The sequence below is a fragment of the Micromonospora sp. RHAY321 genome, from assembly GCF_023896955.1.
Taxonomy (GTDB): Bacteria; Actinomycetota; Actinomycetes; order Mycobacteriales; family Micromonosporaceae; genus Micromonospora.
In genome coordinates this window covers 351,937-376,229 of the sequence record NZ_JAMHIW010000005.1, presented here as the reverse complement: position 1 = coordinate 376,229, position 24,293 = coordinate 351,937, and the positions used below count along the sequence as shown (strand labels likewise).

Here is a 24,293-nt window from a genome sequence, read left to right as displayed (position 1 = left end):
ACGATTCCCCTGCCCACCGTGACGATCACCCGGACATCCGGGCAGCTAGAGGGGCAGGTATGCCGAGAGGTCCGCGCGGACGCCGCTCACCTGGACGCGACCGTCGGTAACCGCCTCGGCCCAACCGATGCGCCCGGTGGCCAGCGCCAACCACGTCTCCGGGCTCATCTCGACCACGTTTGGCGGGTTTCCCCTGGTGTGTCGAGGACCGGGAACGCACTGGATCGCCCCGTATGGTGGGACGCGCACCTCCACCGATCGGCCGGGGGCGCGCTCCGCGAGGACGGCCAACAACGACCGGACCGCCTCCCGGAGCACCGGCCGTTCGGGCGTACGCCCCTCGTCGAGCGCCGACAACGCGGCCGTAACGGCGGCGGACTTACTGTACGGAGAGGACACGACGGGACGATACGACCCGCAGGTAGAGCATGTGACGCTGGCCCTGGGTCGCGCCGATCCAGCAAGACAAGGCATAGTTGCCGACGGCGTATTCGTACCGTGATGATCCCCGGCCCGGCGCCCCGCCGGTCAAGGGAAGTCAGCCCGGAAGGCGGTGGACGTGTCAACACACCGACGTGCCTGGTATCAGCGGGCCGGTGTGGTCGTAGCGCTGGTTACCGGCGCTCTGCTCGCCGTCCCCGCCACACCAGCCCTGGCCGCGCCCGACGTCACAGATGTGTCGGCCTCGCCGAGCAGCGTCGAGGCCGGTAAAACCACGAAGATCAGCTACAGGCTCGCCTTTGAGGATGGCGCCGAGCCTGCCGACATCAGCTTCAGCTCGAGCAATCCGAAACTGACCTGCGTTGACGGATGCTCCCGCGGCCGGGTGACGGCAAGCGGCACCTACGACGCGACCTTCAAGCTCGCGGACGACGCGGCCAACGGAAGCGCCAACATCACCGTAAAGGCCACGGACTCCTCCGGCCCGCTCAAGCAGAGCCAGGAGGCGTCGACCTCCGTCACGCTGGTCGCCAAGGCCGCCCCGCCCCCGCAGGCGCAGACCGTGCGGTCGGTCTCCGGCAAGGTCGTCGTGCAGGCCGACAGCAAGGCCGTGCCGAACGCCGTGGTCATGCTGCAGGACAGCGCGGGCCACCGCTACGACACCACCAGCGACGGCAGCGGCAACTTCCGCTTCACCGGCACCAGCGAGAAGCCGATCGCGCCGGGTCGCATCGACCTGGGCGCCAGCTTCGACAACGTGCTGGCCACCAAGAGCCTCAACGCCACCGCCGGTCAGGCCATCACCGGGCAGCGGATCAGCCTCGCGATCAAGGTCGAGGTGACGCCGAGCGCCACCCCGTCCCCCACCGCTGAGGCCCTCCCCACCGAGGAGACGACCGAGGAGGGCGCCGAGGAGCCGTCCGAGGAGGCCAGCCCTGGCGCACCCGCGAACGCCGCGAACACCGAGGACAGCGGCGGGATCGGCTCGTACATGATCATCCTGCTGGGCGGTCTGCTGGTTGCCGCCGGCGTCGGCACGATCGTGCTGCTGTGGATGAAGCGCAAGGAGAACGGCGACGACGAGGACGCCCCGGCGGGTGCCGGCGCGGCCGGCGCGGTGCCGGCGGCGCGTGGTGGCTTCCGTGGGGCCGACGACCAGACCCGGGTGGTGGGCCGGCCCGGAGGCGGACCGGACCCGACCATGGTCGGCGGCGCGGCGCTGAGCGAGGCACCGACGATGATGCACCGTCCGGTGGTCGACGACGTCCCGCCCGACCCGTACGCCGCGCCCGCGCAGCCGTACGGCGCGGCTGGCCAGCAGGGCTGGGGTGGCACCGGCTACGGCGACGAGCCGGCGCCCGGTGGTTACGGTGCCGGCGGTTACGGCAACGCTCCCGCCTCGGGCGGCGGCTACGGCTCGGCGACGACCCCCGAGGGTGGCTACGGTGCCGGCGCGGCCGGTGACGGCTACGGTGCCGCACCCGGCTCCGGCGCTGGCTACGGCGGCGCTCCCGCCCCCGGCTACGGCAACGCGCCGTCCTCCGGCGGTGGCTACGGCAGCCGCGACTACACGGCCCCGGCCGGTGCCGCCGGATACCCGCCGGCTCCCGCCGGTGGCGCGGCCTACGGCGAGCGCTTCGACGAGCCGACCGGCCGGTACACCGGCGACAGCACGCAGTACCCGGCCCCGGCCGACCCGTACGCCACCGGCGTCTACCAGCCGGAGCAGGGTCAGGGCTACGGCCAGCCCGACCCGACGACCCCGTACAGCGGCCGGGGGGCGGAGCCCACCGGTGGCTACGGCCAGCAGGCCGGCGGGTACGACCAGGGTGGCTACGGCGGCCAGCAGGCCGGCGGCTACGACCAGGGTGGTTACGGCCAGGAGCCCCCGCAGCAGCGCGGCGGCTACGACCAGGGCGGCGGCTACGACCAGCAGGGTGGCTACGGCGGCCAGCAGGCCGGTGGCTACGACCAGGGCGGTTACGGCCAGGAGCCCCCGCAGCAGCGCGGCGGCTACGACGACCGGGCCGGCTATGACCAGCAGGGTGGCTACGGCCAGCAGCCCGGTCGGGCCCGTCCGGACGGCCCGCCGCCGACCGAGCGGGGCGGTCGACGCCTCGACTGGCTGGACGACTGACCGACCACAGCGCAGGGAAACGGCTACCCGGAGATCCGGGTAGCCGTTTCGCTATCGCCAGATCCACTCGTGGTTATTGAGATCGCGGTGTTCCGTCCACCTGGACACCGCGACTTCAGGGAAGCCGAGTTGATCAGCGAGGACGCGTGATCAGGCGGCGGAGAACACGCCCTGGCGGAGCACCGGCACGACGTCCGACACGCCGACGCGGACGGCAACCTCCACGTCCTCGGCGAAGCCACCCTCGGTCAACTCACGCCCGGAGACGCTTCCCCGCACCGCGGCGGGCACGTCCGGGGTGCTGGCCAGCGCGGCGAGCGCCATCGCCGCCTCCACGGAGAGCCCACCCGGCACGCCGGAGAGGGCATCGAGGACGCTGGCCGCGCCGAGCTGATCCTCCACGGACGGGCGCAGCGACCCGTCCGGCCACCGCTCCCCCGAGGCGATCACACCGATCGGGGCGTCCGTCGTGCCGTACCCCTGGCGGCGCAGCCAACGCCCGACGGCGTGGGCGTTGCGCAGGCACGCCGCGACCACCGGAAGCCCGGTGGCACTGGCGGCGGCGCTGATCGCCGAGCCGTTCGGGGAGGGCAGCACCAGGTCCGCCACCACCGGCGCGGCACTCAGGGCGGCGGGCGAGAGCGACCACGGATGCTCCGCTGTCACCCGCCGACGGCCCACCGCGGCCACCGCGCCAACCCGCAGCGCGTACTCGGCGGCCTGCTCACCCCACGGGAACGGGTGCACGCGCATGCCGCGAGCGACCGCCACCTCCACGGAGGTGGTGAACGAGAGCACGTCCACCACCACCAACGCCGCGCAGACGCGACCGAGCTCGGCCGCCCCGGTCAGCCCCCAGTCGAACCGGGCACCGGAACCGGGTTGGCCGTAGACGGCCGCCGCCAACGCCTCAGCGCTCGTCAGGCGACGGTTCGGTGACACCGGAGTCAGACTCGGACGACTCGCCGGGTTCGGCGGTGATCGACTGCTCCGGCTCAGCCCGGTGGCCCGACACCTCGGCGACCGGCTCGACGGCACCGGTCTGCGGGGCGGGGCCGGCCGAAGCGATCGGCTCGGCGGCCACCGCCGCCGGGTCCACCGGCTCGGCCTCCTCGACCGGCAGCGGCACGGCCTCGACCGCGCCCGCCACGCCAGCCGCCGGAGCGGGCACCTCGACGGCGGTCGCGCCGCCGAAGAGGCGCGGCAACGTCGCGGTGTGCGCGGCGCGCAGCTCGTCCAGACCGATCCGGAACTGGCCGTGCACCTCCAGCGCACCGCCGGCCGGGTCGGTGACACCGATCAGCTCGAACGGCACGCCCCGCTCGGCGCAGAGCGCCGCGAACGCCTTGTCGTGGCCGCGCGGCACGGACACCAGCGCCCGTGCGGCGGACTCGCTGAACAGGTAGACGAACGGCATCGAGCCGCCGGTGAAGTGCTCCGGCACCGCGATCCGGGCGCCGACGCCGCGACGCAGGCAGGACTCGACCAGGCTCTGGGCGAGGCCACCGTCGGAGAGGTCGTGCGCGGAGGTCAGGTGACCGACCCGGGCCGCCTCGGCCAGCAGCTCGGCGAGCGCCTTCTCCCGGGCCAGGTCGACCTGCGGCGGGATGCCGCCGAGGTGCTCGTGCGTCACCCAGGCCCACTCCGAGCCGGAGAGTTCCACGTTCGTCTCGCCGAGCAGGTAGAGCTGGTCGTGGTCGCCGCCGGCGCGCGGGACGAAGCCCATCGGCACCCGGTCGGCGACGTTGTCCAGCACGCCCAGCACGCCGACCACCGGGGTCGGGTGGATGGCGGCCGCACCGGTCTGGTTGTAGAAGCTGACGTTGCCGCCGGTCACCGGGATGCCCAGCTCCAGGCAGCCGTCCGCCAGGCCGCGCACGGCCTCGGCGAACTGCCACATCACGCCCGGGTCCTCCGGCGAGCCGAAGTTGAGGCAGTTGGTCACGGCGATCGGCTTCGCGCCGGTCACGGCCACGTTCCGATACGCCTCGGCCAGCGCCAGCTTGGTGCCGTTGTACGGGTCGAGTCGGGCGTACCGGCCGTTGCCGTCCACCGACAGCGCCACGCCGAGCCCGGTCCGCTCGTCGATCCGGATCACACCGCCGTCCTCCGGCTGGGCGAGCACGGTGTTGCCCAGCACGTAGCGGTCGTACTGCTCGGTGACCCAGGTCTTGTCGGCCAGGTTGGGCGAGGCGATCATGCGCAGCACGGTCTCCCGCAGCGCCTCCGGGTCGGCCGGGCGGGGCAGCGTCTCGGCCCGGTCGGCCTGGAGCAGGATCAGGTCCGCCGGCTCGCGCATCGGACGGGCGTAGACCGGCCCGTCGTCGACCAGCGAGCCCGGCGGTACGTCGACCACCAGGTGGTCCTGCCAGGTGATCAGCAGGCGTCCCGGGCTGCCGTCCGCCTCCGGCGGGGTGACCTCACCGATCGCGGTGGCGAGCACGCCCCACTTCTCGGCGGTCTTGAGCACCGCGTCGAGCTTGTCCGGCTCGACGACCAGCAGCATCCGCTCCTGGGACTCGCTGGCCAGGATCTCGTGCGGGTCCATCGACGGCTCGCGCAGCGGCACCCGCTCCAGCCAGACCCGCATGCCGGTGCCGGCAGCGGCGGCGGTCTCGGTAAGCGCGCAGGTCAGCCCGGCGCCGCCGAGGTCCTGGATGCCGACGACCAGCTGGCCGTCGTACAGCTCCAGGCAGGCCTCGATGAGCAGCTTCTCGGTGAACGGGTCACCGACCTGAACGGCGGGTCGGCGCTGCTCGCTGGCCTCGTCGAAGGTCGCGCTGGCCAGCACCGAGACACCGCCGATGCCGTCCCGGCCGGTCTTGGCGCCCATGAGGACGACCACGTTGCCGGGGCCCGCGGCGGCCTTGTTCTGCAGCCGGTCGACCGGCAGCACGCCCAGGCAGAGCGCGTTGAGCAGCGGATTGCCCTGGTAGGAGGGGTCGAAGACCAGCTCACCACCGATGTTGGGCAGGCCGAGGCAGTTGCCGTAGCCGCCGACACCGGCGACGACGCCGGTGAGCACCCGGGCGGTGTCCGGGTGGTCCGCGGCACCGAAGCGCAGCGGGTCCATCACGGCGATCGGGCGGGCGCCCATGGCGAGGATGTCCCGGACGATGCCGCCGACGCCGGTCGCCGCGCCCTGGTACGGCTCGACGAAGCTCGGGTGGTTGTGCGACTCGACCTTGAAGGTCACGGCCAGCTCGTCGGAGACCTGCACCACACCGGCGTTCTCGCCGATGCCGGCGAGCAGCCGGTCGCTGTGCGGAGCCTTCTCACCGAACTGGCGCAGGTGCACCTTGCTCGACTTGTAGGAGCAGTGCTCGCTCCACATGATCGAGTACATCGCCAGCTCGGACTGGGTGGGGCGACGGCCGAGGATCTGCCGGATCCGGTCGTACTCGTCGTCGCGGAGGCCCAGCTCGGTGTACGGCTGGAGCTCGCCCGGGGTGCCACCGGCACGCGGCACGGTGTCCACGCCCTCGGTCCAGTCGATTGCGGCCGGCTGGGCGGCGGGCTGCGCCGGGAGCGGCTCGGTCGGCTGCGCCGGGGCGGAGTACGCCTCCGGTGTGTCGCGTACCGGGTCCGGATGGGTGGTCATGACCTCTCCTCGCTGCGCTCGTGCCCGCCTGACCGGCGGTTGAGCTGACCGATGATCGTGCCGCCGGTCACCGCTCCGCACTTCGTTCGCGACTGCGGGGCTCGCGGACCGGGCTCACTCCTCCCGCTCACGCCGGCGCCCCCACCAGATGCTTGAGGACCGAGGTGAAGAAGCCGAGGCCGTCCAGCGAGGGGCCGGTGAGCGCCTCCACCGCGTGCTCGGGGTGCGGCATGATGCCGACCACGTTGCCGGCGGGGTTGGTGATCGCGGCGATGTCGCGCTGCGACCCGTTCGGGTTGCCGCCGACGTAGCGGGCGACGACGCGGCCCTCGGCTTCCAGCTGGTCCAGCGTCGCGGTGTCGGCGACGTAGCAGCCCTCGCCGTTCTTGACCGGGATCAGCACCTCCTGGCCGGGCTGGAACGCGTTGGTCCACGCGGTGCCGGCCGACTCGATGCGCAGGATCTGGTCCCGGTTGCGGAAGTGCAGGTGCTGGTTGCGGGTGAGCGCGCCGGGCAGCAGGTGCGCCTCGCAGAGGATCTGGAAGCCGTTGCAGATGCCGAGGACCGGCAGGCCGCCGTGGGCGGCGTCCACGATCGTCTCCATCACCGGCGCGAACCGGGCGATGGCCCCGCAGCGCAGGTAGTCCCCGTAGGAGAAGCCGCCGGGCAGCACGACCGCGTCGACCCCGTGCAGATCCGGGTCACCGTGCCAGAGCCGGACCGGCTCGGCACCGGCGATCCGGACGGCTCGGGCGGCGTCCCCGTCGTCGAGCGAGCCGGGGAAGGTGACGACACCGACCCGGGCGGTCACGAGCGGGCGTCCGCGGTCTCGTCGGCCTCGACCAGGCGGACGGTGAAGTCCTCGATGACCGGGTTGGCGAGCAGCTTGTCGGCGATCTCCCGGGCACGGTCCAGGTCCGGTTCACCGGCGAACTCGATCTCGATCCGCCTGCCGATCCGAACCGAGGCGACGTCGCTGACGCCGAGCCGGGGCAGCGCGTTTGCGACGGCCTGGCCCTGCGGATCGAGGATCTCGGGCTTGAGCATGACGTCGACGACGACGCGAGGCACTGGGCACTCCTGACTGTGTACGCAGTTGGGTGCCGACCCACAACGGGCGAGCGCAGCCAGCGTACCTGGCAGATTCCGTCGCGGACGCACCGGCCGGGCGCAGTTCAGGCAGTGATCGACATAACCGGCCTCCGGGACCGGCCGTCAGGCGGGAAACGAGGTCTCACCAGGGGATATGCAGCGCCGCGAGTAGCCAAACCGTTACATTTGTTAATCTCGATCCGACCCTTGAAAACGGCCGCCGCGCGCCCTACTGTACATCGACGCAGTTCGATGTCAGTGGTAGCGGGGATCCCCGCTGCCGCCCTCCCGCGCCCGGCGACCCCGGGCCCGCCCCGTCCAAGGAGTCCACCCGATGCGCATCCGTCCCCTGCTCGCCCTGCTCGGCACCGCGCTGGTCGGCGTCCTCGGCGCCTCGTCCGGCGCCGTCGCCGCCCCCGCCGGCCCGCAACCCATCATCGGCGGCGGCACCGTCTCGTCCGCGCCCTGGGCCGCCGCGGTCATGAGCAACGGCTCGTTCACCTGCTCCGGCAGCGTGATCGCCGCCCAGTGGGTGCTCACCGCCCGGCACTGCATCAACGGCACCATGTCCGTGCGGGTCGGCAGCGTCTACCGCGCCTCCGGCGGGGTCACCCGCACCGTCAGCGCCACCTACACCCGCTACGACCTCGCGCTCATGCGGCTCTCCAGCGCCGTCACCACCTCCGCGGTGAGCCTGGCCAGCAGCAACCCGCCGATCAACTCGACGAACTCGATCTACGGCTGGGGCATGACCTGCTACAGCGGCTGCTCGGCGTCCGCCCAGCTGAAGACCGCCACCGTCCGGGTGACCAGCAACAGCGTGACCGACGCGTACGGCGGGCAGGCGATCCGCAGCAGCGAGATCAGCGGTAACGCCTGGCGGGGTGACTCCGGTGGCCCGCAGTTCTACAACGGCCAGCAGGTCGGCGTCGCCTCCACGGCCGACGGCTACAGCATCCAGAACTACGGCAGCGTTGCGTACAACCGGGCCTGGATCACCTCGGTGGCCGGTGTCTGACGGTTAGCGCCCGGCGCGGCGCGGATGGTCGGCGGCGTGCCGGCCGTCCGCGCCGCGTCGTTTTGCAGCATCCGATCAGGTGAACAATGCACACGATCGGGTCGCGCCACTCCTGACAGCATCGGAAACGTGCTGGTCGTGACGACGGAGCAACTGCCCGGCTACGAGATCCGCCAGATTCTCGGTGAGGTGGTGTCATCGATGGCCAGGACGCGCAACCCGTACCGCGAGGGGGTCAAGAACCTGCGCGGTGGCGCGTACGACCCGATGGCACCGGACAACCTGACCCGGTGGCGCACCGACTCGGTGGCCCGGCTCGGCGAGGAGGCCCTGCGGCTGGGCGCGAACGCGGTGATCGGCATGCGGTTCGACAGCCGGGACTGCGGCGAGATGTGGATGGAGATCTGCGCCTACGGCACGGCCGTGATCGTCGCACCCGTCATGCCGGACGTCATGCCCTCCGACCAGCCCGCGATCGCGGCGGAAACGGCGCAGCAGCCGGGCGTCGTGGAAGCACCGGGCGGCATCGCCGAACCAGCCAGCGCCCCCAACCTCCGCACCGCCGCCGAAACCCCCACCGGCGACTGACCAGGCCCAGCCCAGCCCAGCCCAGCCCTGTCCAGCGCAGCCCAGCCCAGCCCTGTTGACCATGAAGTTGTTGCCCTCCACCTCGGCGTGTCGGGGCAACAACTTCATGATCAAACGAACCGGGGGGGCGGCCGGTGGGGTTAGAGGATGGGGGGTGGGGAGTAGGTGGCGGCTTCGGGGTGGGCCGTGACCACCTCGGTGATGCGGCGGGTGACCGCTGCCACCTGGGCGGAGGCGGCGCCGACGAAGGCCGTGCGGTCGGCGACCAGGGTGTCGATGTCGGCGCGGGACAGGCCGAGCCGGCCGTCCGCGGCCAGCCGGTCGAAGAGATCGTTCTCCGGGGCACCCTTCTCGCGCATGGCCAGCGCCACCGCGACCGCGTGCTCCTTGATCACCTCGTGTGCGACCTCCCGGCCGACGCCGCGCCGGACCGCCGCCACCAGGATCTTCGTGGTGGCCAGGAAGGGCAGGAACCGCTCCAGCTCCCGGTTGATCACCGCCGGGTACGCGCCGAACTCGTCGAGCACGGTGAGGAAGGTCTGGAACAGCCCGTCGGCGGCGAAGAACGCGTCCGGCAGGGCCACCCGACGGACCACGGAGCAGGAGACGTCCCCCTCGTTCCACTGGTCACCGGCCAGTTCGCCGACCATCGACAGGTAACCCCGGATGATCACCGCGAAGCCGTTCACCCGCTCCGACGAGCGGGTGTTCATCTTGTGCGGCATCGCGCTGGAGCCGACCTGGCCCGGCTTGAAGCCCTCGGTGACCAGCTCCTGGCCGACCATCAGCCGGATGGTGGTGGCCAGCGACGAGGGCGCGGCGGCGGTCTGCGCCAGCGCGGCCAGCACGTCGAAGTCCAGCGACCGGGGATAGACCTGCCCGACGCTGTGCAGCACCCGGGAGAAGCCCAGGTGCTCGGCGACCCGGCGCTCCAGCTCGGCCACCTTGTCGGCGTCGCCGTCGAAGAGGTCCAACTGGTCGGCGGCCGTGCCGACCGGCCCCTTGATCCCACGCAGCGGGTAGCGGGCGATCAGGTCCTCCAACCGCTCGTACGCGATCAGCAGCTCCTCCGCCGCCGACGCGAAGCGCTTGCCCAGCGTCGTGGCCTGCGCCGCCACGTTGTGCGAACGGCCGGTCATCACCAGCTCGGAGTGCTCGTGGGCGAGCCAGGCGAGGCGGGCCAGGGTGGCCACCACGCGGTCCCGGATCAACTCCAGCGAGGCGCGCACCTGCAACTGCTCGACGTTCTCGGTGAGATCCCGGGAGGTCATCCCCTTGTGCACGTGCTCGTGCCCGGCGAGCGCGCTGAACTCCTCGATCCGGGCCTTCACGTCGTGCCGGGTGACCCGCTCCCGCTCGGCGATCGAGGCGAGGTCGACCTGGTCGAGCACCCGCTCGTACGCCTCGACCACGCCGTCCGGCACCGGCACACCGAGGTCGCGCTGAGCGCGGAGAACGGCGAGCCAGAGGCGCCGCTCCATCCGGACCTTCTCCTCCGGGGACCAGAGGGCGACCAACTCGGGCGAGGCGTACCGGTTGGCGAGCACGTTGGGGATCGTCGTCACGTACCTCATTGTCCCGCACGCGCTGGTCAGCACCCGGACCGGGCCGACGGCTCAGGGGCCGGTCAGCTCGTGGACCGTGACCGAGCCGGAGACCAGCCGCACCGGGGCCAGGCGCGCCAGCTCCGGCGACACGGCACCCGCCCGGGTGTCCGCGAAGATCCACCGGACGCCGTACGCCGTCCGGAGCCGGTCCAGGTCGGCCGTCGCCGGCGCCGTGAAGATCCGCTCGTTGAGTGCGAACAGCTCCTGGTCGGGGAAGCTCTGCCGGGCGTACCCCAGGTTGGCCACACCGTGCGCGGCCACCACCGCGTCGGTGTAGCCCCAGCTCTCCACCACGGCCCGGTGCCCGCCGAGGCCGGTCACCCAGAATGCCCGGGCATCACAGTGCGGGGTGGTCCGCACCGGCCGGCAGTGCACGTTCGTGGCGACCACGTCGTCGGCGGCGGCGTTCGCGTCCAGCCACAACGCGGCGCGCATCTCGTCGGCGGTCAGCGCGTACGGCTGCGGCCCGCTCGCCGGCCCGGGCTCGCTCGCCACCGAGCGGAGGGTCCCGGACACGCTGACCGCGATGCTGGCGCCGAGCAGCGCGGCGCTGACACCGGCGACCGCCACCGTGGCCGCCCGCCGACGACCCCCCGACGACGGGACCCGCCGCCGCCACAGCGCCGCCACCCCGACGGCGAGGGCCGCGGCCAGTGCGACGAACACCGCGTACCGGACCGCCGAGGCGCCCAGCACCCGCAGCCACCCCTCGATGCTCCGGTCGGGACGGCCGATGGCCGGCACGACGAGCCCACCCAGCGCTCCGGCCGCGGCGAGCGCCACCAGCGCACCCGCTCCGGCGGTCGACACCAGCACCGGCCAGGGCACGCGGGCCGCAGCCAGCGACCAGGTGGTCAGCACCGCGCCGACCGGGATGACGCCCATCCAGAAGTAGATCTGACTGACCGACGGGTGCTGGAACACCCAGGTGGTCGCGGCCCCGGCCAGCACCGTGCCGGCGAGCAGCCAGACCGCCGGATCGGCCCGCTGCCCCCGGTCGACGAGCAGGATCATCCCGACCCACCGGGGGGCGTGGCCCAGCACCCACCACCCGACCACGGCGAACGCCAGCAGCCACCCGAGGGCACCACCGTCGTTGATGCCCGGCGGCAGTGGCGCGGCCGGCCAGATCCCGTCGCCCCGACCGAGCGTCTCAGCGTACGGGGCGGTGAAGTGCAGCAGCGCCAACGCCTGCACCCGCAGCGTCGAGGCGCCACCTCCGGCGAACAGTCGGAAGCCGAGCGCCATCGCCGCCACCAGACAGGCCAACGCCACCAGCGCGGGCCGCGGCACGCGTCGCTCCCGCCACCAGACCACAGCCGCGGTGAGACCCAGGCCGGCGATCAACGGCGGCAGGGCGCTCGACTTCGCCCCCGCACACACCAGCCCGAGTGCCGGGACCAGCGGCCAGGCCCGGCCGAGGCCACGCCCCCGCGCCACCTCCACACAGAGCCCGGTGAGCAGCAGCAGCGGCACCAGGACGTAGGTCTGCGACGGGCTGGCGTACGACAGCGGCATCTCACCGGACGCGCCGGCGGGCGAGGCGAGCGTGACGGTGGTCCCGAGGAAGCCGGCGACAGCGACCACCGGGCCGGTCCAGGCGGCGCCGCTCAGGTCCCGGACCAGCCCGGCCGCGAGCACCACCGCCGTGCCGATCACCGGCACCAGCCAGAGTCGCAGCAGCACCACCGGCGGTGAGATGCCGGTGATCATGCTGCCGGCGGCGACGTGGGCGTCGGAGAGGTAGTGGTAGCGCAACTCCTCGCCGGCGACGTGCGGCAACTCGAACGGCATCGCCCGGGTCAACTCCTGCACCAGCCCCAGGTGGTAGAGCAGGTCCTGGTAGTAGCCGCCGTGCACCGGGGGCAGCGGGACCATCCGCCACTGGGTGTACCCCCAGGCCAGCACCAGCAGCAGCGCCCCGCCCATCGCCCAGTGCCAACCGATCGGCAGCGGCCGGCGTTCGCCGATCCGCCAGTGCCGGCGCAGCGCGGGTACGGCGGCGAACGCGACCAGCACCGGAAGCGGCCACCAGCGCAGCAGGGACTGCTGGCCGGTCGCGGCGGCCGACGCCCAGGCGACGAGTTCGAGCAGCAGGCCGGTGGCCGCGCCGTGGGCGAGGTCCTCCGGCAGGTTGCCCCGGCCGCCGCGCAGCGCGCGGTGCACCAGGGTCCCGGGCAGCACCAGGGCGAACGTCCAGTACGCGGCGTACCGGGCCAGGTCGGGGACGGGCACGCCGCCGCGCCACCAGAGCACCAGCAGGGCGCTGACGGCGAGCGCCCAGGGCAGCCCGGTGAGGACCGGCAGGAGGGCGTTCCGCCGCGACACCGGCGTCGGGGTGTCGACCCGCCCGGCCAGCAGGGTGTCAGCCACGGGCGCCGACCACGGGCGCGCGTGACTCGTCACCGATCGGCCCGACCGTCGCGGCACGCGGGACGTCGTCGAGCGAGTCGAACCCGACGTGGAAGGCCGGCCGGTTCTGCACGGTGGCGTAGATCCTCCCGACGTAGTCGCCGAGCAGGCCGAGGCAGACCAGTTGCACCCCGCTGAGCAGCAGCACGGCGACGAACATCGAGGTCCAGCCGGGGATGGTGGCGCCGGCGACGTACGCGACCATGCCGAACGCGATCAGCCCGAGGCAGAGCAGGAAGCTGCACATCCCCAGCCAGGTGGCCAGTCGCAGCGGCGCGGCGGAGAAGTTCGCCGTGCTCTCCCAGGCCAGGGCGACCATCCGGCGCAGCGGGTACTTCGTCTGGCCGGCGACCCGTGCCGCACGGACGTAGCGCACCTCGGCGCTGGGAAAACCGAGCGACGGCACCAGCAGCCGGTAGACCGGGGCGCGTTCCGGCAACCGGCGCAGCACCTCGATCACATCTCGACTGAGCAGCCGGAAGTCACCGGCCTGCGCCGGCAGGTCGGCACCGACCAGCCGGCGCATCAGCCAGTAGTAGACCCGGGCGGTGTTGCGCTTGAAGACCGTGTCGGTGCTGCGGTCGGCGCGAACGCCGTAGACCACGTCCACGCCGTCCTCGCGGGCCGCCCGGAGCATGTCCGCGATGACCTCCGGCGGATCCTGGAGATCCGCGTCGAGGCTGACCACCCACCGGCCGACGGCCCGGTGGAGTCCGGCGGTCAACGCCGCCTGGTGGCCGCTGTTCCGCCGCAGCCGGACGACCCTCAACTGCGGCCAGTCCCGGCCGTGGTCGAAGAGCACCGCCACGGTGTCGTCCCGGCTGCCGTCGTCGACGGCGACCACCTCGTAGTCGACCCCGAGCGCGTCGAGCACCGGCCGCAGCCGGGTGACCAGGGCCGGGATGACCGCGGTCTCGTTGAACATCGGGACGACCACCGACAGGGTGGTCATCCCGGGGACGACGGACTCCATCGTGTTACGGCCCCGTTCCGCACGCAGGAGTGATCGGTGCCGCACCGAGGGTGCGGTAGCGATCACCGTGGCGTGGCGAACTTCCCACCAGCGGGCCGGGTCCTGAACAGACCGTTAACGTCTGCTTGCGGATGACCCGGTAAGGGGCGGCCCGGGACGATCGGGCGCGGTGGCCGGCGGCTCAGCGCTCCAGGATGGCCGTCACGCCCTGGCCGCCGGCCGCGCAGATCGAGATGAGCCCGCGTCCGCCGCCCCGCTGCGCCAGCAGCTTGGCCAGGGTGGCCACGATCCGCCCGCCGGTGGCGGCGAACGGGTGCCCGGCGGCCAGGGACGACCCGTTCACGTTGACCCGGTCCCGGTCGATCGCGCCCAGCGGCGCGTCCAGGCCGAGTCGGTCCTTGCAGAACTCGGGCGACTCCCAGGCGGCGAGCGTGGCCAGCACCTGCGAGGCGAACGCCTCGTGGATCTCGTAGTAGTCGAAATCCTGCAGCGTCAGCCCGGCCCGGGCCAGCATCCGGGGCACCGCGTACGCGGGGGCCATCAACAGTCCCTCGTCGCCGTGCACGAAGTCCACCGCCGCCGTCTCCGACCAGCTGAACCAGGCCAGCACCGGCAGGTGGTGCGCACTCGCCCACTCCTCGCTGGCCAGCAGCACGGTGGACGCGCCGTCGGTGAGCGGCGAGGAGTTGCCGGCGGTCATGGTGGCCTGCTCGGCGTCCGGGCCCCGGGTGCCGAAGACCGGCTTGAGCGAGCCGAGCTTCTCCAGGCTGGTGTCGGGGCGGAGGTTCGCATCGCGGGTCAACCCGAGGTACGGCGTCATCAGGTCGTCGAAGAAACCCTGGTCGTACGCGGCGGCCAGTCGCTGGTGGGAGCGCAGCGCCAGCTCGTCCTGGGACCGCCGGTCGATCTGCCAGCGCAGCGCCGTGCGGGCGGCGTGGTCCCCCATCGACAGGCCGGTACGCGGCTCGGCGTTGCGCGGGATGTCCGGCTTGAACGGCTGGAGCGGCCGTAGCTTCGCGGCGACCTTGAGCCGTTCGCCGAGCGTGCGGGCGGAGTTGAGTTTGAGCAGCGTGCGCCGCATCTCCTCGTTGACCGCGAGCGGCGCGTCGGAGGTGGTGTCGACGCCGCCGGCGATGCCCACGTCGAGCTGCCCGAGGGCGATCTTGTTGGCGACGAGGATCGCCGCCTCCAGGCCGGTGCCGCACGCCTGCTGGATGTCGTACGCCGGGGTGTGCGGGTCGAGCCGGGAGCCGAGCACCACCTCGCGGGTGAGGTTGAAGTCGCGGGAGTGCTTGAGCACCGCCCCGGCCACCACCTCGCCGACCCGTTGGCCGGCCAGTCCGTACCGGGCGACCAGACCGTCCAGCGCCGCGCCGAGCAGGTCCGAGTTGGACGCGTCCGCGTAGCGGGAGTTGGAACGGGCGAAGGGGATGCGGTTGCCCCCGATGACAGCGACACGTCGGATGCTCTGCACGATCCGCCTCCTCAACAGGTGTTGCTCGAACCCTACTCGCCAGTAGGCTACGCCCATGACCGACAGGTACGCGAGCTTCGTCCAATCGGCCGCCGGCCGCGCGCTGGTCAAGCGCCTCGGGCTGCCCGACCCACCGCGACTGCGCCGGCACCGCCCCGGCGACCCGCTGCTGCCCGGGCCGGCCCTGCTCGGCGCGGCCACCGGCAGCCGGCTCGCCGAGCCGGTCGCCAAGATCCTGACCGCCGCCGGGGTCGACCTGGCCGACCCGGCCGCCACCGCCTCCGCCGACACCCCGCAGCGGTACGGCGCACTGCTCTTCGACGCCACCGGGATCACCGACTCGACCGACCTGCGCCAGCTCTACGACTTCTTCCACCCCCAGGCGCGGGCCGTGCTGCCCAGCGGTCGGGTGATCGTGCTGGGCACCCCGCCGGAGGAGTGCCCGACGCCCCGCGAGGCGACCGCCCAGCGCGCCCTGGAAGGGCTGGTCCGGAGCATCGGCAAGGAGTTCGGCCGGGGCATCACCGCGCAACTCGTCCACGTCACCCGCGACGGCAGTGTCACCACGGCCGACCCGGGCGGACCGGATCGGTCCACCGGCACGCTCACCAGCCTCGAGGCGACCCTCCGGTTCCTCCTGTCGGGGCGGTCCGCGTACGTGTCGGGGCAGGTCATCCGGGTCGGCGCTGGCGACGCGAGCGCCCCGGCCGACTGGGACCGCCCACTCGACGGGCAGGTCGTGCTGGTCACCGGCGCCGCGCGGGGCATCGGCGCCGCGCTGGCCCGGGTGCTCGCCCGCGACGGCGCGCAGGTGGTGGCGTTGGACATCCCGGCCGCCGGGGACGCGCTGGCCGCGGTGGCGAACGACATCGGCGGCACGGCCGTCCAGCTCGACCTGACCGCGCCGGACGCGCCGACCCGGCTCGCCGACCACCTGGCAAGCCGGCACGGCCGGGTCGACGTGGTCATCCACAACGCCGGCATCACGCGGGACAAGACGCTCGGCCGGATGGACGCCGACCGGTGGGACCAGGTCATCGACGTCAACCTCTCCAGCCAGGAGCGGATCAACGACGTGCTGCTGGAGCGGGAGCTGATCCCGGCCGGCGGGCGGATCGTGGCGGTCTCCTCGATCGCCGGGGTCGCCGGCAACCGCGGGCAGACCAACTACGCCACCAGCAAGGCCGGCGTGATCGGGCTGGTCGGCTCGCTCGCCCCGGCCCTCCGCGACCAGGGGATCAGCGTCAACGCCGTGGCCCCCGGCTTCATCGAGACCCGACTGACCGCGCGCATCCCGCTGGTCGTCCGCGAGGCGGGACGCCGGATGAACAGCCTGGCCCAGGGCGGGCTGCCGGTGGACGTGGCCGAGACGATCGGCTGGCTGTCCTGGCCGGCCAGCGGCGCGGTCAGCGGCAACGTGGTCCGGGTCTGCGGCCAGAGCCTGCTGGGGGCGTGATGGGTGGCACGGACGACGACGTCTCCCTGCACGAGCTGATCGACGGCCCGACGGAGACGCTGTCGGCGGAGACCCTGGCCGCGGCTGGCCGGCCGGAGGGCAGCCGTACCCCGATCGAGCTGCCCCGGATGCCGGCGGCAGGTGCGCTCTACCGGCGGGCGTTGCTCAATGCGCTGCCGGGCCTGGGCGGAGGGCGGCGCGGACCCGGCCTGCCGCCGGTCGAGTTGACCGTGAGCGGGGTGACCGTCGACCGGGCGCACCTGGCCGACTACGACCGGGTCTGCGGGTTCCGGCTCACCGACCGGCTTCCCGCGACGTTCCCGCACGTCATGGGCTTCCCGCTGGCCCTGCGGCTGATGACCGCGCCGGAGTTCCCCATCCCACTGACCGGCGTGGTGCACGTCGGCAACCGGATCTCCGTGCACCGTCCGGTCACCGCCGACGAGACCCTCGACTTCACGACGTACGCGGAGAACCTGCGCCCGCACGACCGGGGGCGGCAGGTCGACGTGGTGCTCATCGCCTCGGTCGACGGGGATGAGGTCTGGCGCGGCGTCTCGACGTATCTAGGTCGGGAGCGGATGCCCGGCGGCGGCGAGCGGCGCGACCGGAGCGGACGCCCGGAGACGCCGGCCGGCACGGCCCGCTGGCGGGTGGAGCCTCGCGTCGGCACCGCGTACGCGCGGGTCTCCGGGGACCACAACCCGATCCACACCTCCCTGCTCGGGGCGCGGCTGTTCGGGTTCCGCCGGCCGATCGCGCACGGCATGTGGAGCAAGGCCCGCTGCCTGGCCGCGCTGGAGAACCGGCTGCCGGACGCCTACACCGTCGAGGTCGCCTTCAAGCTGCCCGTACCGCTGCCGAGCACGGTGAGCTTCGCCCTCCTGCCCGACGGTGGGTTCGCGCTGCACGACTCGCGCGGCCGACCACACCTGGCGGGTCTCCTGCGCTGAGGCACCCCTGCCAAACCGGATTCGGGGCTTGGCAGGGGTGTTTTTCTGCGCTAAGTTCTTCTCAGATCGAGATGTTCTCAGATTGAGAGAGACATGGTTGACGAGCAGGACTTCCTGGCCGCGTACGACCCCCGGGCCTATCCGTCGGTCGCCGTGACCGTCGACGTGGTGGCCCTGACCATCCGCGACGACGCACTGCACCTGCTGCTGATCCAGCGTGGGCAGCCGCCCTTCGAGGGGCACTGGGCGTTGCCCGGTGGCTTCGTCCGCCCCGAGGAGGACCTGACCGCCGGCGCCCGACGGGAGCTGGCCGAGGAGACCGGGCTCGGCGGTGCAGGGCTGCGCCGCGTACACCTGGAGCAGTTGGGCAGCTACGGGGCTCCCGACCGCGACCCACGGATGCGCGTCGTCTCGGTCGCCCACCTCGCGTTCGCCCCCGACCTGCCGGACCCGGCCGCCGGCAGCGACGCCGACGAGGCGATCTGGCTGCCGGTGACCGCACTGACCAGCCGGCAGCTCGCGTTCGACCACGGCCGGATCATCGACGACGCCCTGGAGCGGGCGCGCTCCAAGCTGGAATACACGCCGCTCGCCACCCGCTTCCTCGCCGCCGAGTTCACGATCAGCGAGCTGCGCGCCGTCTACGAGACGGTCTGGGGTCACCCCCTGCACGCCGGCAACTTCCACCGCAAGGTGCTGTCCGTGCCGGGGTTCGTGGAGAGCACGGGCGCCAGCACCGAGCGCGGCGGTGCCCGGGGCGGCCCCCGCGCCCGGCTCTACCGGGCCGGCGACGCCCGGCTGCTGCACCCGGCGCTGCTGCGCCCCGCCCGGGAGGAGACGGTGCGATGAGGACCGCGGAGGCCATCGGCCTGGTCACGGCGGCCCGCACCGACGCCGACCTGTTCGGCACCGACCAGCCGGCCCGGCGCTACCGCGAGCTGGTCGCGGCCCTGCACCCCGACCGTCTGCCGGCCGACCCGGCGGTACGCGCCGAGGCCACCGAGGCGTTCATCCAGGTCACCACCCGGTGGCAGGCCCGGCAGGTCACCGTCCTCGGCGACTACCGCCTCGGCGTGCCGGTCCACTCGGGTGACCTGGCCGATCTCTACGACGTCGGCGACGACCGGCTGCTCAAGCTCCCCCGACGGCCCACCGACAACGACCTGATGGCCCGCGAGGCGCACGCCCTGCGCACCATCGCCGAACGCGGCGACCCGCGCTACCTGCCGTACGTGCCACGGCTCGTCGACGAGTTCCCACACCGCGACGCCGCCTCCGGCGCCGAACGACGGATCAACGTGCTCGCCACCGCGCCCGGTCTGCACGACCTCGACGAGGTGCGGCGCGCGTACCCCGACGGGTTGGACGCCCGGGACGTGGCCTGGATGTGGCGGCGGCTGCTGGTGGCGCTCGGCCTGGCCCACCGGGCGGGCGTGGTGCACGGCGCGGTCCTGCCGCGACACGTGCTGATCGAGCCGGACGCCCACGGCGTGGTGCTGGTCGACTGGTGTTTCTCCGCCCCCGTCGGAGGCACGGTCCCGGCTCTGGTGCCCGACCAGGAGGGCTGGTACCCGCCCGAGGTCCCCAGGAAGCAGCCCTGCGGGCCGGGCACCGACATCTGGATGGCCACCCGCTGCATGACCTCGCTGCTGAACCGCCACGCGCCGCGCGAGCTGCTCGGCTTCGCCCAGGGCTGCCGGCAGCGATTCCTCCAGGACCGGCCCGACGACGCCTGGCGCCTGCTCCGCGAACTCGACCAGGTGCTGGACCGGCTCTACGGGCCGCGCACCTTCCGACCCTTCACCCTCACCCCCTAGGGAGCTGTCATGGGCAGTGGAATCTGGTCCACCGACGTGTACGACGCCGCCGACCGCTACCGCCGGTCCACCGGCAGGAGCGCCTTCTCCTACAGCGACAGCGGGGCACGCACCGTGCACCCCGCACTCGACCCCCGCGACGCGACGCGCGAGAGCCGCGACTCCGACGAGCACCCGCAGTCGACGCCCGTCGCGGTGCTCTTCGACGTGACCGGCTCGATGCTAAAGGTGCCGCGCGTCCTGCAGACCAAGCTGCCGCAACTGCTCGGGCTGCTGCAACGGCAGGGCTACGCCAGCGACCCCCAGATCATGTTCGGCGCGATCGGCGACGCCACCTGTGACCGGGTGCCGTTGCAGGTCGGCCAGTTCGAGTCGGACAACCGGATGGACGACGACCTCGGGCGGATCGTGCTGGAGGGCGGTGGCGGCGGGCAGATGACCGAGTCGTACGAGCTGGCCATGTACTTCATGGCCCGACACACCGTCACCGACAGCTGGGAGAAGCGCGGCCGGCGCGGCTACTTGTTCATCATCGGCGACGAGCTGGCGTACCCCCGGGTGAAGGCCCGGGAGGTGGCCCGCCTGATCGGCGACGACCTGGCCGAGGACGTACCGCTGCGACAGGTCGTCGACGAGGTGACCCGCCGCTGGGACACCTACTACCTGCTCCCCGCCGGCAGCCACTACGCCGGCAACGCCAAGGTGCTCGACTTCTGGCGGGACCTGCTCGGGCAGAACGCCGTCGTGCTCGACGACCTCGACGCGGTCTGCGAGACCATCGCGCTCACCATCGGCCTCGGCGAGCAGGCCATCGACCTGGACGAGGGCCTCCGCCACCTGGACCACACCGGCTCCGGCGCCGCCGGCACCGTGTCCAAGGCGCTGGCCCGCCTCGGGCGGGGGCGGCGGGCCGAGGTGTCCACGCTGCCGGCCTTCCGCGACACCACCGGTGGGGTGACCCGGCTGTGAGGCACGTGGCGGTGGTCGACCTCGGCTACGGCGACGCCGGCAAGGGCACCGTGGTGGACTGGCTCTGCGCCACCCGGCCCGTGCACACGGTGATCCGCTTCAACGGGGGCGCGCAGGCGGCGCACAACGTCGTGCTGCGCGATGGGCGGCACCACACGTTCGCGCAGTTCGGCGCCGGCACGTTCCATCCCGGGGTCCGTACGCACCTGTCGCGGCACGTGGTGGTGGACCCGCTGGCGCTGGCCGCCGAGGCCGACCATCTCGCCACGGTCGGGGTGCCCGACGCGCTCGACCGACTGACGGTCGACGGGGAGGCGTTGCTCGCCACCCCGTACCACCGGGCCGCCAACCGGGCCCGGGAGATCGCCCGGGGAGCCGACCGGCACGGCTCCTGCGGGCTCGGGGTGGGTGAGGCCGTCGCGTACGGTCTCGCCCACCCCGGCGACGCGCCCCGGGTCGCCGACTGCGGCAGCCCGGCGCTGCTGCGCCGCAGGCTGACCGCCCTGCGGGACCGGCTGACCGCCGAACTCGGCCCGCTTGACGCGCCACCGGTCGAGGACTGCCTGCCCGCGTTCACCGGGTTCGCCGGGCGGGTCGCGATCGTGGACAGGACCTGGCTCACCGGGGCGCTGCGCACCGGGACCTGCGTCTTCGAGGGCGCGCAGGGCGTGCTGCTCGACGAGTGGCACGGCTTCCACCCGTACACGACATGGAGCACCACCACGTTCGCCAACGCCGACAGCCTGCTCGCCGAGGCGGGCCTGCCCGGCGGCGCGACCCGGATCGGGGTGCTCCGGCTGGTCACCACCCGGCACGGGCCCGGTCCGCTGGTGACCGAGGACCCGGGCCTGGCACTGACCGACCCGCGCAACCCGACGAACCCGTGGCAGGGCCGGTTCCGGTTCGGCCACTTCGACGCGGTGGCCCACCGGTACGCCCTCGCCGCGGCCGGCGGGGTCGACGGCCTGGCGCTGACCCACCTCGACCTCGCCGGCCCGGGGCTGCGGATCTGCCGCCGCTACGACACCACCGACCGGCTCACCCCGGGCCCACCCGGAGACCTGGACCGGCAGGCCGCGCTCACCGCCCGTCTGCTGCGCTCCCGCCCGGTGTACGACGGCCCGCCGCCCGACTGGGCGGAGGCGGTACGCGCGGAGCTGGGCGCGCCGGTGGTGCTGACCTCGCACGGCCCCACCTCCGGCGACAAGACCCCGCACGGCCCGCTGCTCGCCCCACCGGCCCTGGTCCGCTCGGCCTGACGCCCGTGGGCATGGCCCGGGTGATCCGGCGACTCGGCCACCGGGCGGGTCGCGCCCGGCGAGCATGGGGGCATGGACTCCGCGCTCGACCTGCTCCGACAGCTGGTCGCCTCACCATGGGTGTACCTGCTGATCTTCGGGCTCACGGCGGTCGACGCGTTCTTCCCGGCCGTACCCGGCGAGGCAGCCGTCATCACGGCCGCCGTGCTCTCCACCGGCGGCAACCCCAATCTGGTGGCGGTGATCGTCGCCGCCGCGCTGGGCGCCTGCGCCGGCGACCACGTCTCGTACGCCATCGGGCGCGGCGGCGGCGCGAACCGGCTCGCCCGGTTTCCCGTCGACAGCCGTCGGCGGGCCAGCTCCGACTGGGCCCGGCGCGCGTTGGAACGGCGCGGCGGGCTGATCCTGACCACCTCCCGGTACGTGCCGGGCGGCCGGACCGCGGTCACCCTCACCATGGGCGCGGTCCGTTATCCCCGCCGGTCGTTCCTGCTCTATGACGCGATCGCGACGGTCACCTGGGCGCTGTACTGCGGGCTGCTCGGCTACTTCGGCGGGCTGGCCTTCGAGCGGCACCCCGTCAAGGGCATCCTCGCCGGGATCGCCCTCTCGGTGATCGTCACGCTGGGCATCGAGGGCGTCCGTTGGCTCCGCCATCGCGCAAGCCGCCGCACCGCCGCCCGCAACTGACCGGCGCAGCCGTCACAGCAGGTCCGCGTCGTGCACCAGGATCGCCAACTGCACCCGGTTGCCCGCCTGGAGCTTCGCCAGCGCCCGGCTGACGTGCGCCTTCACGGTGGCCTCGCTCATCGTCAGCCGCCGGGCGATCTCCGCGTTGCCGTGCCCGCGCGCCACCTCCCGGACGATCTCCAGCTCGCGCGCGGTGAGCGGGGCGAGCCGCTGACGCGCCGCGTCCCGGCGTGCCGGCCCACGGTCGGCGAACGAGCTGATCAGGCGCCGGGTCACCGTCGGGGCGAGCATCGCGTTCCCGGCGGCCACCGTGCGGACGGCGGTGGCGAGTTCCCGGGGCGGAGTGTCCTTGAGGAGGAAGCCCACCGCCCCGGCCCGCAGCGCCCGGTGCACGTACTCGTCGAGGTCGAAGGTGGTCAGCATGATCACCTTCGGTCCGGCGGCGACCACGTCGGGCGCGACGGTCAGCCCGTCGACGCCCGGCATCCGCACGTCGAGCAGCACCACGTCGGGGCGTAACCGGTGGGCCTGCTCCAGCGCGCCGGAGCCGTCCGCCGCCTCGCCCACCACCGTGATGTCCTCCGCCGCCTCCAGGATCAGCCGCAGGCCGGCGCGGACCAGTTGTTCGTCGTCGACCACCACCACCCGGATCACGCCGCACCCGCCACCGGGATCAGTGCGCGAACCAGGAACCCGCCGTCCACCGGTGCCGCCTCCAGCCGGCCGCCGAGCAACTCCACCCGCTCGCGCAGCCCGAGCAGCCCGTGCCCGGCGCCGGGCAGCGAGGGCCCGCCCTCGGACGGGCCGTTGTGGACCACCACCTCCAGCCCGTCGGGCAGGTGACGCAGGCAGACAGTCGTCTCGGCGTCGGCGGCGTGCTTACGCACGTTGGTCAGCCCTTCCCGGACAACCCGGTACGCGGTGCGTCCCACGGTCGCCGGCAGTGCCGTCGGAACGCCCTCGTCCCGCCGACACACCCGGAGCCCGGCGGCACGCGACTCCCCGATCAGCTCGTCCAGGGCGTCGAGCCCTCGCTCCGGCGCCACGGCCGGATCGGCCTGTCGCAGCACCCCCAGCACCTCGCGGAGGTCGGTGAGCGCCTGCCTGCCGGTCCTGCGGATCAGCGCGGCCGCCTCGACGGTCTCCGGCTCGGCGGCGGTCACCTCCAGCGCCCCGGCGTGCACCACCATCAGCGACACCCGGTGCGCCACCACGTCGTGCATCTCCCGGGCGATCCGGGTCCGTTCCTCGGCGCGGACCCCGTCGGCACGGGCCTCCTGCTCGCGTTCCAGGCGCTCAGCCCGGTCCCGTAGTGCGGCGAGCGTGTCCCGGCGCGCCCGCACCCAGAGGCCGACGACCAGCGGAAATCCGACCAGACAGGTGGCGAGCAGCAGCACGTTGCCGACGGTGGCGGTGGTGAGCCGGCGCACGCCGCCCACCGCCAGCCCGACCAGCACTCCACCGGCCAGCACCAGGGCGGCTCCGAGGAGGAAATCGGTGAGCCGCCGGCCACGCAGCCGCAGGCCCGCCTGGTACGAGGCGACCACCCCCGGTGCCGCGGCGGCGAGAACCAACCAGCTGACCGCGGCGGCCAGGAACAGCGGCCAACGCCGGGCCCGGACCAGGCCGGCGGCCCAACCGGAGGCCCCGGCGAGGATCAGCACGACGACGGTCGGCAGCGGCGAGCGGACCCCGATCGCGCCGGTCGCACTGGCCCAGACGGCGGCGGCGACCACGACGGCGAGCAGCAGCGGGGCGTACCGCTCGACGACCCGCCGGAGCACGACGGAGCTGGAGGCCACGCAG

At 73.3% G+C, this 24,293-nt stretch carries 21 protein-coding genes; 10 read left to right on the top strand and 11 right to left on the bottom strand.

Annotation, left to right across the window (positions count from 1 at the left end):
* Positions 1-45: 45 nt before the first annotated feature.
* The gene (locus M8C17_RS15270) at positions 46-399 is read right to left on the bottom strand and encodes a sterol carrier family protein (protein WP_252417102.1); all 354 of its coding nucleotides are present in this window, start codon (positions 397-399) and stop codon (positions 46-48) included.
* Positions 400-559: 160 nt separating this feature from the next.
* On the opposite strand from M8C17_RS15270, the gene M8C17_RS15265 reads away from it, so the two are divergent.
* Complete coding sequence (locus M8C17_RS15265; RefSeq protein WP_252417101.1) at positions 560-2,578, top strand: carboxypeptidase-like regulatory domain-containing protein; 2,019 nt, start codon at positions 560-562, stop codon at positions 2,576-2,578.
* Between the two features lie 150 nt (positions 2,579-2,728).
* Here the strand turns inward: M8C17_RS15265 and M8C17_RS15260 are convergent, their stop codons facing one another.
* From M8C17_RS15260 to purS, 4 genes are all read right to left on the bottom strand, one after another.
* Entirely contained in the window at positions 2,729-3,484 is a 756-nt protein-coding gene (locus tag M8C17_RS15260) for a 2-phosphosulfolactate phosphatase (RefSeq protein ID WP_252417160.1), read from the bottom strand.
* 4 nt (positions 3,485-3,488) lie between these two features.
* A complete protein-coding gene (gene purL, locus M8C17_RS15255; RefSeq protein WP_252417100.1) occupies positions 3,489-6,179 on the bottom strand; it encodes a phosphoribosylformylglycinamidine synthase subunit PurL in 2,691 nt (896 codons plus the stop codon).
* Between the two features lie 127 nt (positions 6,180-6,306).
* On the bottom strand, positions 6,307-6,990 hold the full coding sequence (gene purQ / locus M8C17_RS15250) for a phosphoribosylformylglycinamidine synthase subunit PurQ (protein WP_252417099.1): 684 nt from the start codon (positions 6,988-6,990) through the stop codon (positions 6,307-6,309).
* Positions 6,987-7,250, bottom strand: a complete 264-nt coding sequence (purS, locus tag M8C17_RS15245; protein WP_252417098.1) for a phosphoribosylformylglycinamidine synthase subunit PurS — start codon at positions 7,248-7,250, stop codon at positions 6,987-6,989. The genes purQ and purS overlap by 4 nt, the downstream gene beginning before the upstream one ends.
* A 355-nt stretch (positions 7,251-7,605) precedes the next feature.
* On the opposite strand from purS, the gene M8C17_RS15240 reads away from it, so the two are divergent.
* Together M8C17_RS15240 and M8C17_RS15235 are read left to right on the top strand one after the other, a co-directional pair.
* On the top strand, positions 7,606-8,289 hold the full coding sequence (locus tag M8C17_RS15240) for a trypsin-like serine protease (protein ID WP_252417097.1): 684 nt from the start codon (positions 7,606-7,608) through the stop codon (positions 8,287-8,289).
* Positions 8,290-8,313: 24 nt separating this feature from the next.
* A complete protein-coding gene (locus M8C17_RS15235) occupies positions 8,314-8,877 on the top strand; it encodes a YbjQ family protein (protein WP_252417096.1) in 564 nt (187 codons plus the stop codon).
* Between the two features lie 140 nt (positions 8,878-9,017).
* On the opposite strand, the gene purB is transcribed toward M8C17_RS15235, so the two are convergent.
* From purB to M8C17_RS15215, 4 genes are all read right to left on the bottom strand, one after another.
* A complete protein-coding gene (purB, locus tag M8C17_RS15230; RefSeq protein WP_252417095.1) occupies positions 9,018-10,442 on the bottom strand; it encodes an adenylosuccinate lyase in 1,425 nt (474 codons plus the stop codon).
* A 51-nt stretch (positions 10,443-10,493) separates the two neighbouring features.
* The gene (locus M8C17_RS15225) at positions 10,494-12,857 is read right to left on the bottom strand and encodes a hypothetical protein (RefSeq protein ID WP_252417094.1); all 2,364 of its coding nucleotides are present in this window, start codon (positions 12,855-12,857) and stop codon (positions 10,494-10,496) included.
* Positions 12,850-13,869: a glycosyltransferase family 2 protein gene (locus tag M8C17_RS15220; RefSeq protein WP_252417093.1), complete on the bottom strand. Its 1,020-nt coding sequence runs from the start codon at positions 13,867-13,869 to the stop codon at positions 12,850-12,852. Before M8C17_RS15220 ends, M8C17_RS15225 begins: the two co-directional genes overlap by 8 nt.
* A gap of 181 nt (positions 13,870-14,050) precedes the next feature.
* Positions 14,051-15,343, bottom strand: coding sequence for an acetyl-CoA C-acetyltransferase (locus M8C17_RS15215; protein ID WP_252417092.1), 1,293 nt, complete (start codon positions 15,341-15,343; stop codon positions 14,051-14,053).
* 55 nt (positions 15,344-15,398) lie between these two features.
* Between M8C17_RS15215 and M8C17_RS15210 the strand changes: the two genes are divergently transcribed.
* The 7 genes from M8C17_RS15210 to M8C17_RS15180 all read left to right on the top strand — a co-directional run bounded on the left by M8C17_RS15210 (position 15,399) and on the right by M8C17_RS15180 (position 22,487).
* Positions 15,399-16,799: a 3-oxoacyl-ACP reductase gene (locus M8C17_RS15210; RefSeq protein ID WP_252417091.1), complete on the top strand. Its 1,401-nt coding sequence runs from the start codon at positions 15,399-15,401 to the stop codon at positions 16,797-16,799.
* Positions 16,799-17,752 (top strand): MaoC family dehydratase, encoded by a 954-nt coding sequence (locus tag M8C17_RS15205; RefSeq protein WP_374558432.1) that lies wholly within the window; start codon positions 16,799-16,801, stop codon positions 17,750-17,752. Before M8C17_RS15210 ends, M8C17_RS15205 begins: the two co-directional genes overlap by 1 nt.
* Before the next feature lie 93 nt (positions 17,753-17,845).
* Positions 17,846-18,601, top strand: coding sequence for an NUDIX domain-containing protein (locus M8C17_RS15200; protein WP_252417090.1), 756 nt, complete (start codon positions 17,846-17,848; stop codon positions 18,599-18,601).
* The gene (locus tag M8C17_RS15195; RefSeq protein WP_252417089.1) at positions 18,598-19,569 is read left to right on the top strand and encodes a serine/threonine protein kinase; all 972 of its coding nucleotides are present in this window, start codon (positions 18,598-18,600) and stop codon (positions 19,567-19,569) included. The genes M8C17_RS15200 and M8C17_RS15195 overlap by 4 nt, the downstream gene beginning before the upstream one ends.
* Positions 19,570-19,578: 9 nt before the next feature.
* On the top strand, positions 19,579-20,538 hold the full coding sequence (locus M8C17_RS15190; RefSeq protein ID WP_252417088.1) for a hypothetical protein: 960 nt from the start codon (positions 19,579-19,581) through the stop codon (positions 20,536-20,538).
* Positions 20,535-21,797: an adenylosuccinate synthetase gene (locus M8C17_RS15185; protein ID WP_252417087.1), complete on the top strand. Its 1,263-nt coding sequence runs from the start codon at positions 20,535-20,537 to the stop codon at positions 21,795-21,797. Before M8C17_RS15190 ends, M8C17_RS15185 begins: the two co-directional genes overlap by 4 nt.
* A gap of 72 nt (positions 21,798-21,869) precedes the next feature.
* Positions 21,870-22,487 carry a DedA family protein gene (locus M8C17_RS15180; RefSeq protein ID WP_252417086.1) on the top strand — a complete coding sequence of 206 codons (618 nt, stop codon included), beginning with the start codon at positions 21,870-21,872 and terminating at the stop codon, positions 22,485-22,487.
* Between the two features lie 12 nt (positions 22,488-22,499).
* On the opposite strand, the gene M8C17_RS15175 is transcribed toward M8C17_RS15180, so the two are convergent.
* Both M8C17_RS15175 and M8C17_RS15170 read right to left on the bottom strand, forming a co-directional pair.
* Positions 22,500-23,141: a response regulator transcription factor gene (locus M8C17_RS15175; protein ID WP_252417085.1), complete on the bottom strand. Its 642-nt coding sequence runs from the start codon at positions 23,139-23,141 to the stop codon at positions 22,500-22,502.
* Positions 23,138-24,289 carry a sensor histidine kinase gene (locus M8C17_RS15170; protein ID WP_252417084.1) on the bottom strand — a complete coding sequence of 384 codons (1,152 nt, stop codon included), beginning with the start codon at positions 24,287-24,289 and terminating at the stop codon, positions 23,138-23,140. The genes M8C17_RS15175 and M8C17_RS15170 overlap by 4 nt, the downstream gene beginning before the upstream one ends.
* Positions 24,290-24,293 lie beyond the last annotated feature (4 nt).

Excerpts from the sequence above, each read along its gene's own strand:
- M8C17_RS15210 (WP_252417091.1), top strand. The coding sequence starts at position 15,399 with ATGACCGACAGGTACGCGAGCTTCGTCCAATCGGCCGCCGGCCGCGCG.
- M8C17_RS15205 (WP_374558432.1), top strand. The coding sequence starts at position 16,799 with ATGGGTGGCACGGACGACGACGTCTCCCTGCACGAGCTGATCGACGGC.
- M8C17_RS15220 (WP_252417093.1), bottom strand. The coding sequence starts at position 13,869 with ATGGAGTCCGTCGTCCCCGGGATGACCACCCTGTCGGTGGTCGTCCCG.
- M8C17_RS15195 (WP_252417089.1), top strand. The coding sequence starts at position 18,598 with ATGAGGACCGCGGAGGCCATCGGCCTGGTCACGGCGGCCCGCACCGAC.
- M8C17_RS15180 (WP_252417086.1), top strand. The coding sequence starts at position 21,870 with ATGGACTCCGCGCTCGACCTGCTCCGACAGCTGGTCGCCTCACCATGG.
- M8C17_RS15200 (WP_252417090.1), top strand. The coding sequence starts at position 17,846 with ATGGTTGACGAGCAGGACTTCCTGGCCGCGTACGACCCCCGGGCCTAT.
- purL (WP_252417100.1), bottom strand. The coding sequence starts at position 6,179 with ATGACCACCCATCCGGACCCGGTACGCGACACACCGGAGGCGTACTCC.
- M8C17_RS15190 (WP_252417088.1), top strand. The coding sequence starts at position 19,579 with ATGGGCAGTGGAATCTGGTCCACCGACGTGTACGACGCCGCCGACCGC.
- M8C17_RS15235 (WP_252417096.1), top strand. The coding sequence starts at position 8,314 with ATGGTCGGCGGCGTGCCGGCCGTCCGCGCCGCGTCGTTTTGCAGCATC.
- M8C17_RS15240 (WP_252417097.1), top strand. The coding sequence starts at position 7,606 with ATGCGCATCCGTCCCCTGCTCGCCCTGCTCGGCACCGCGCTGGTCGGC.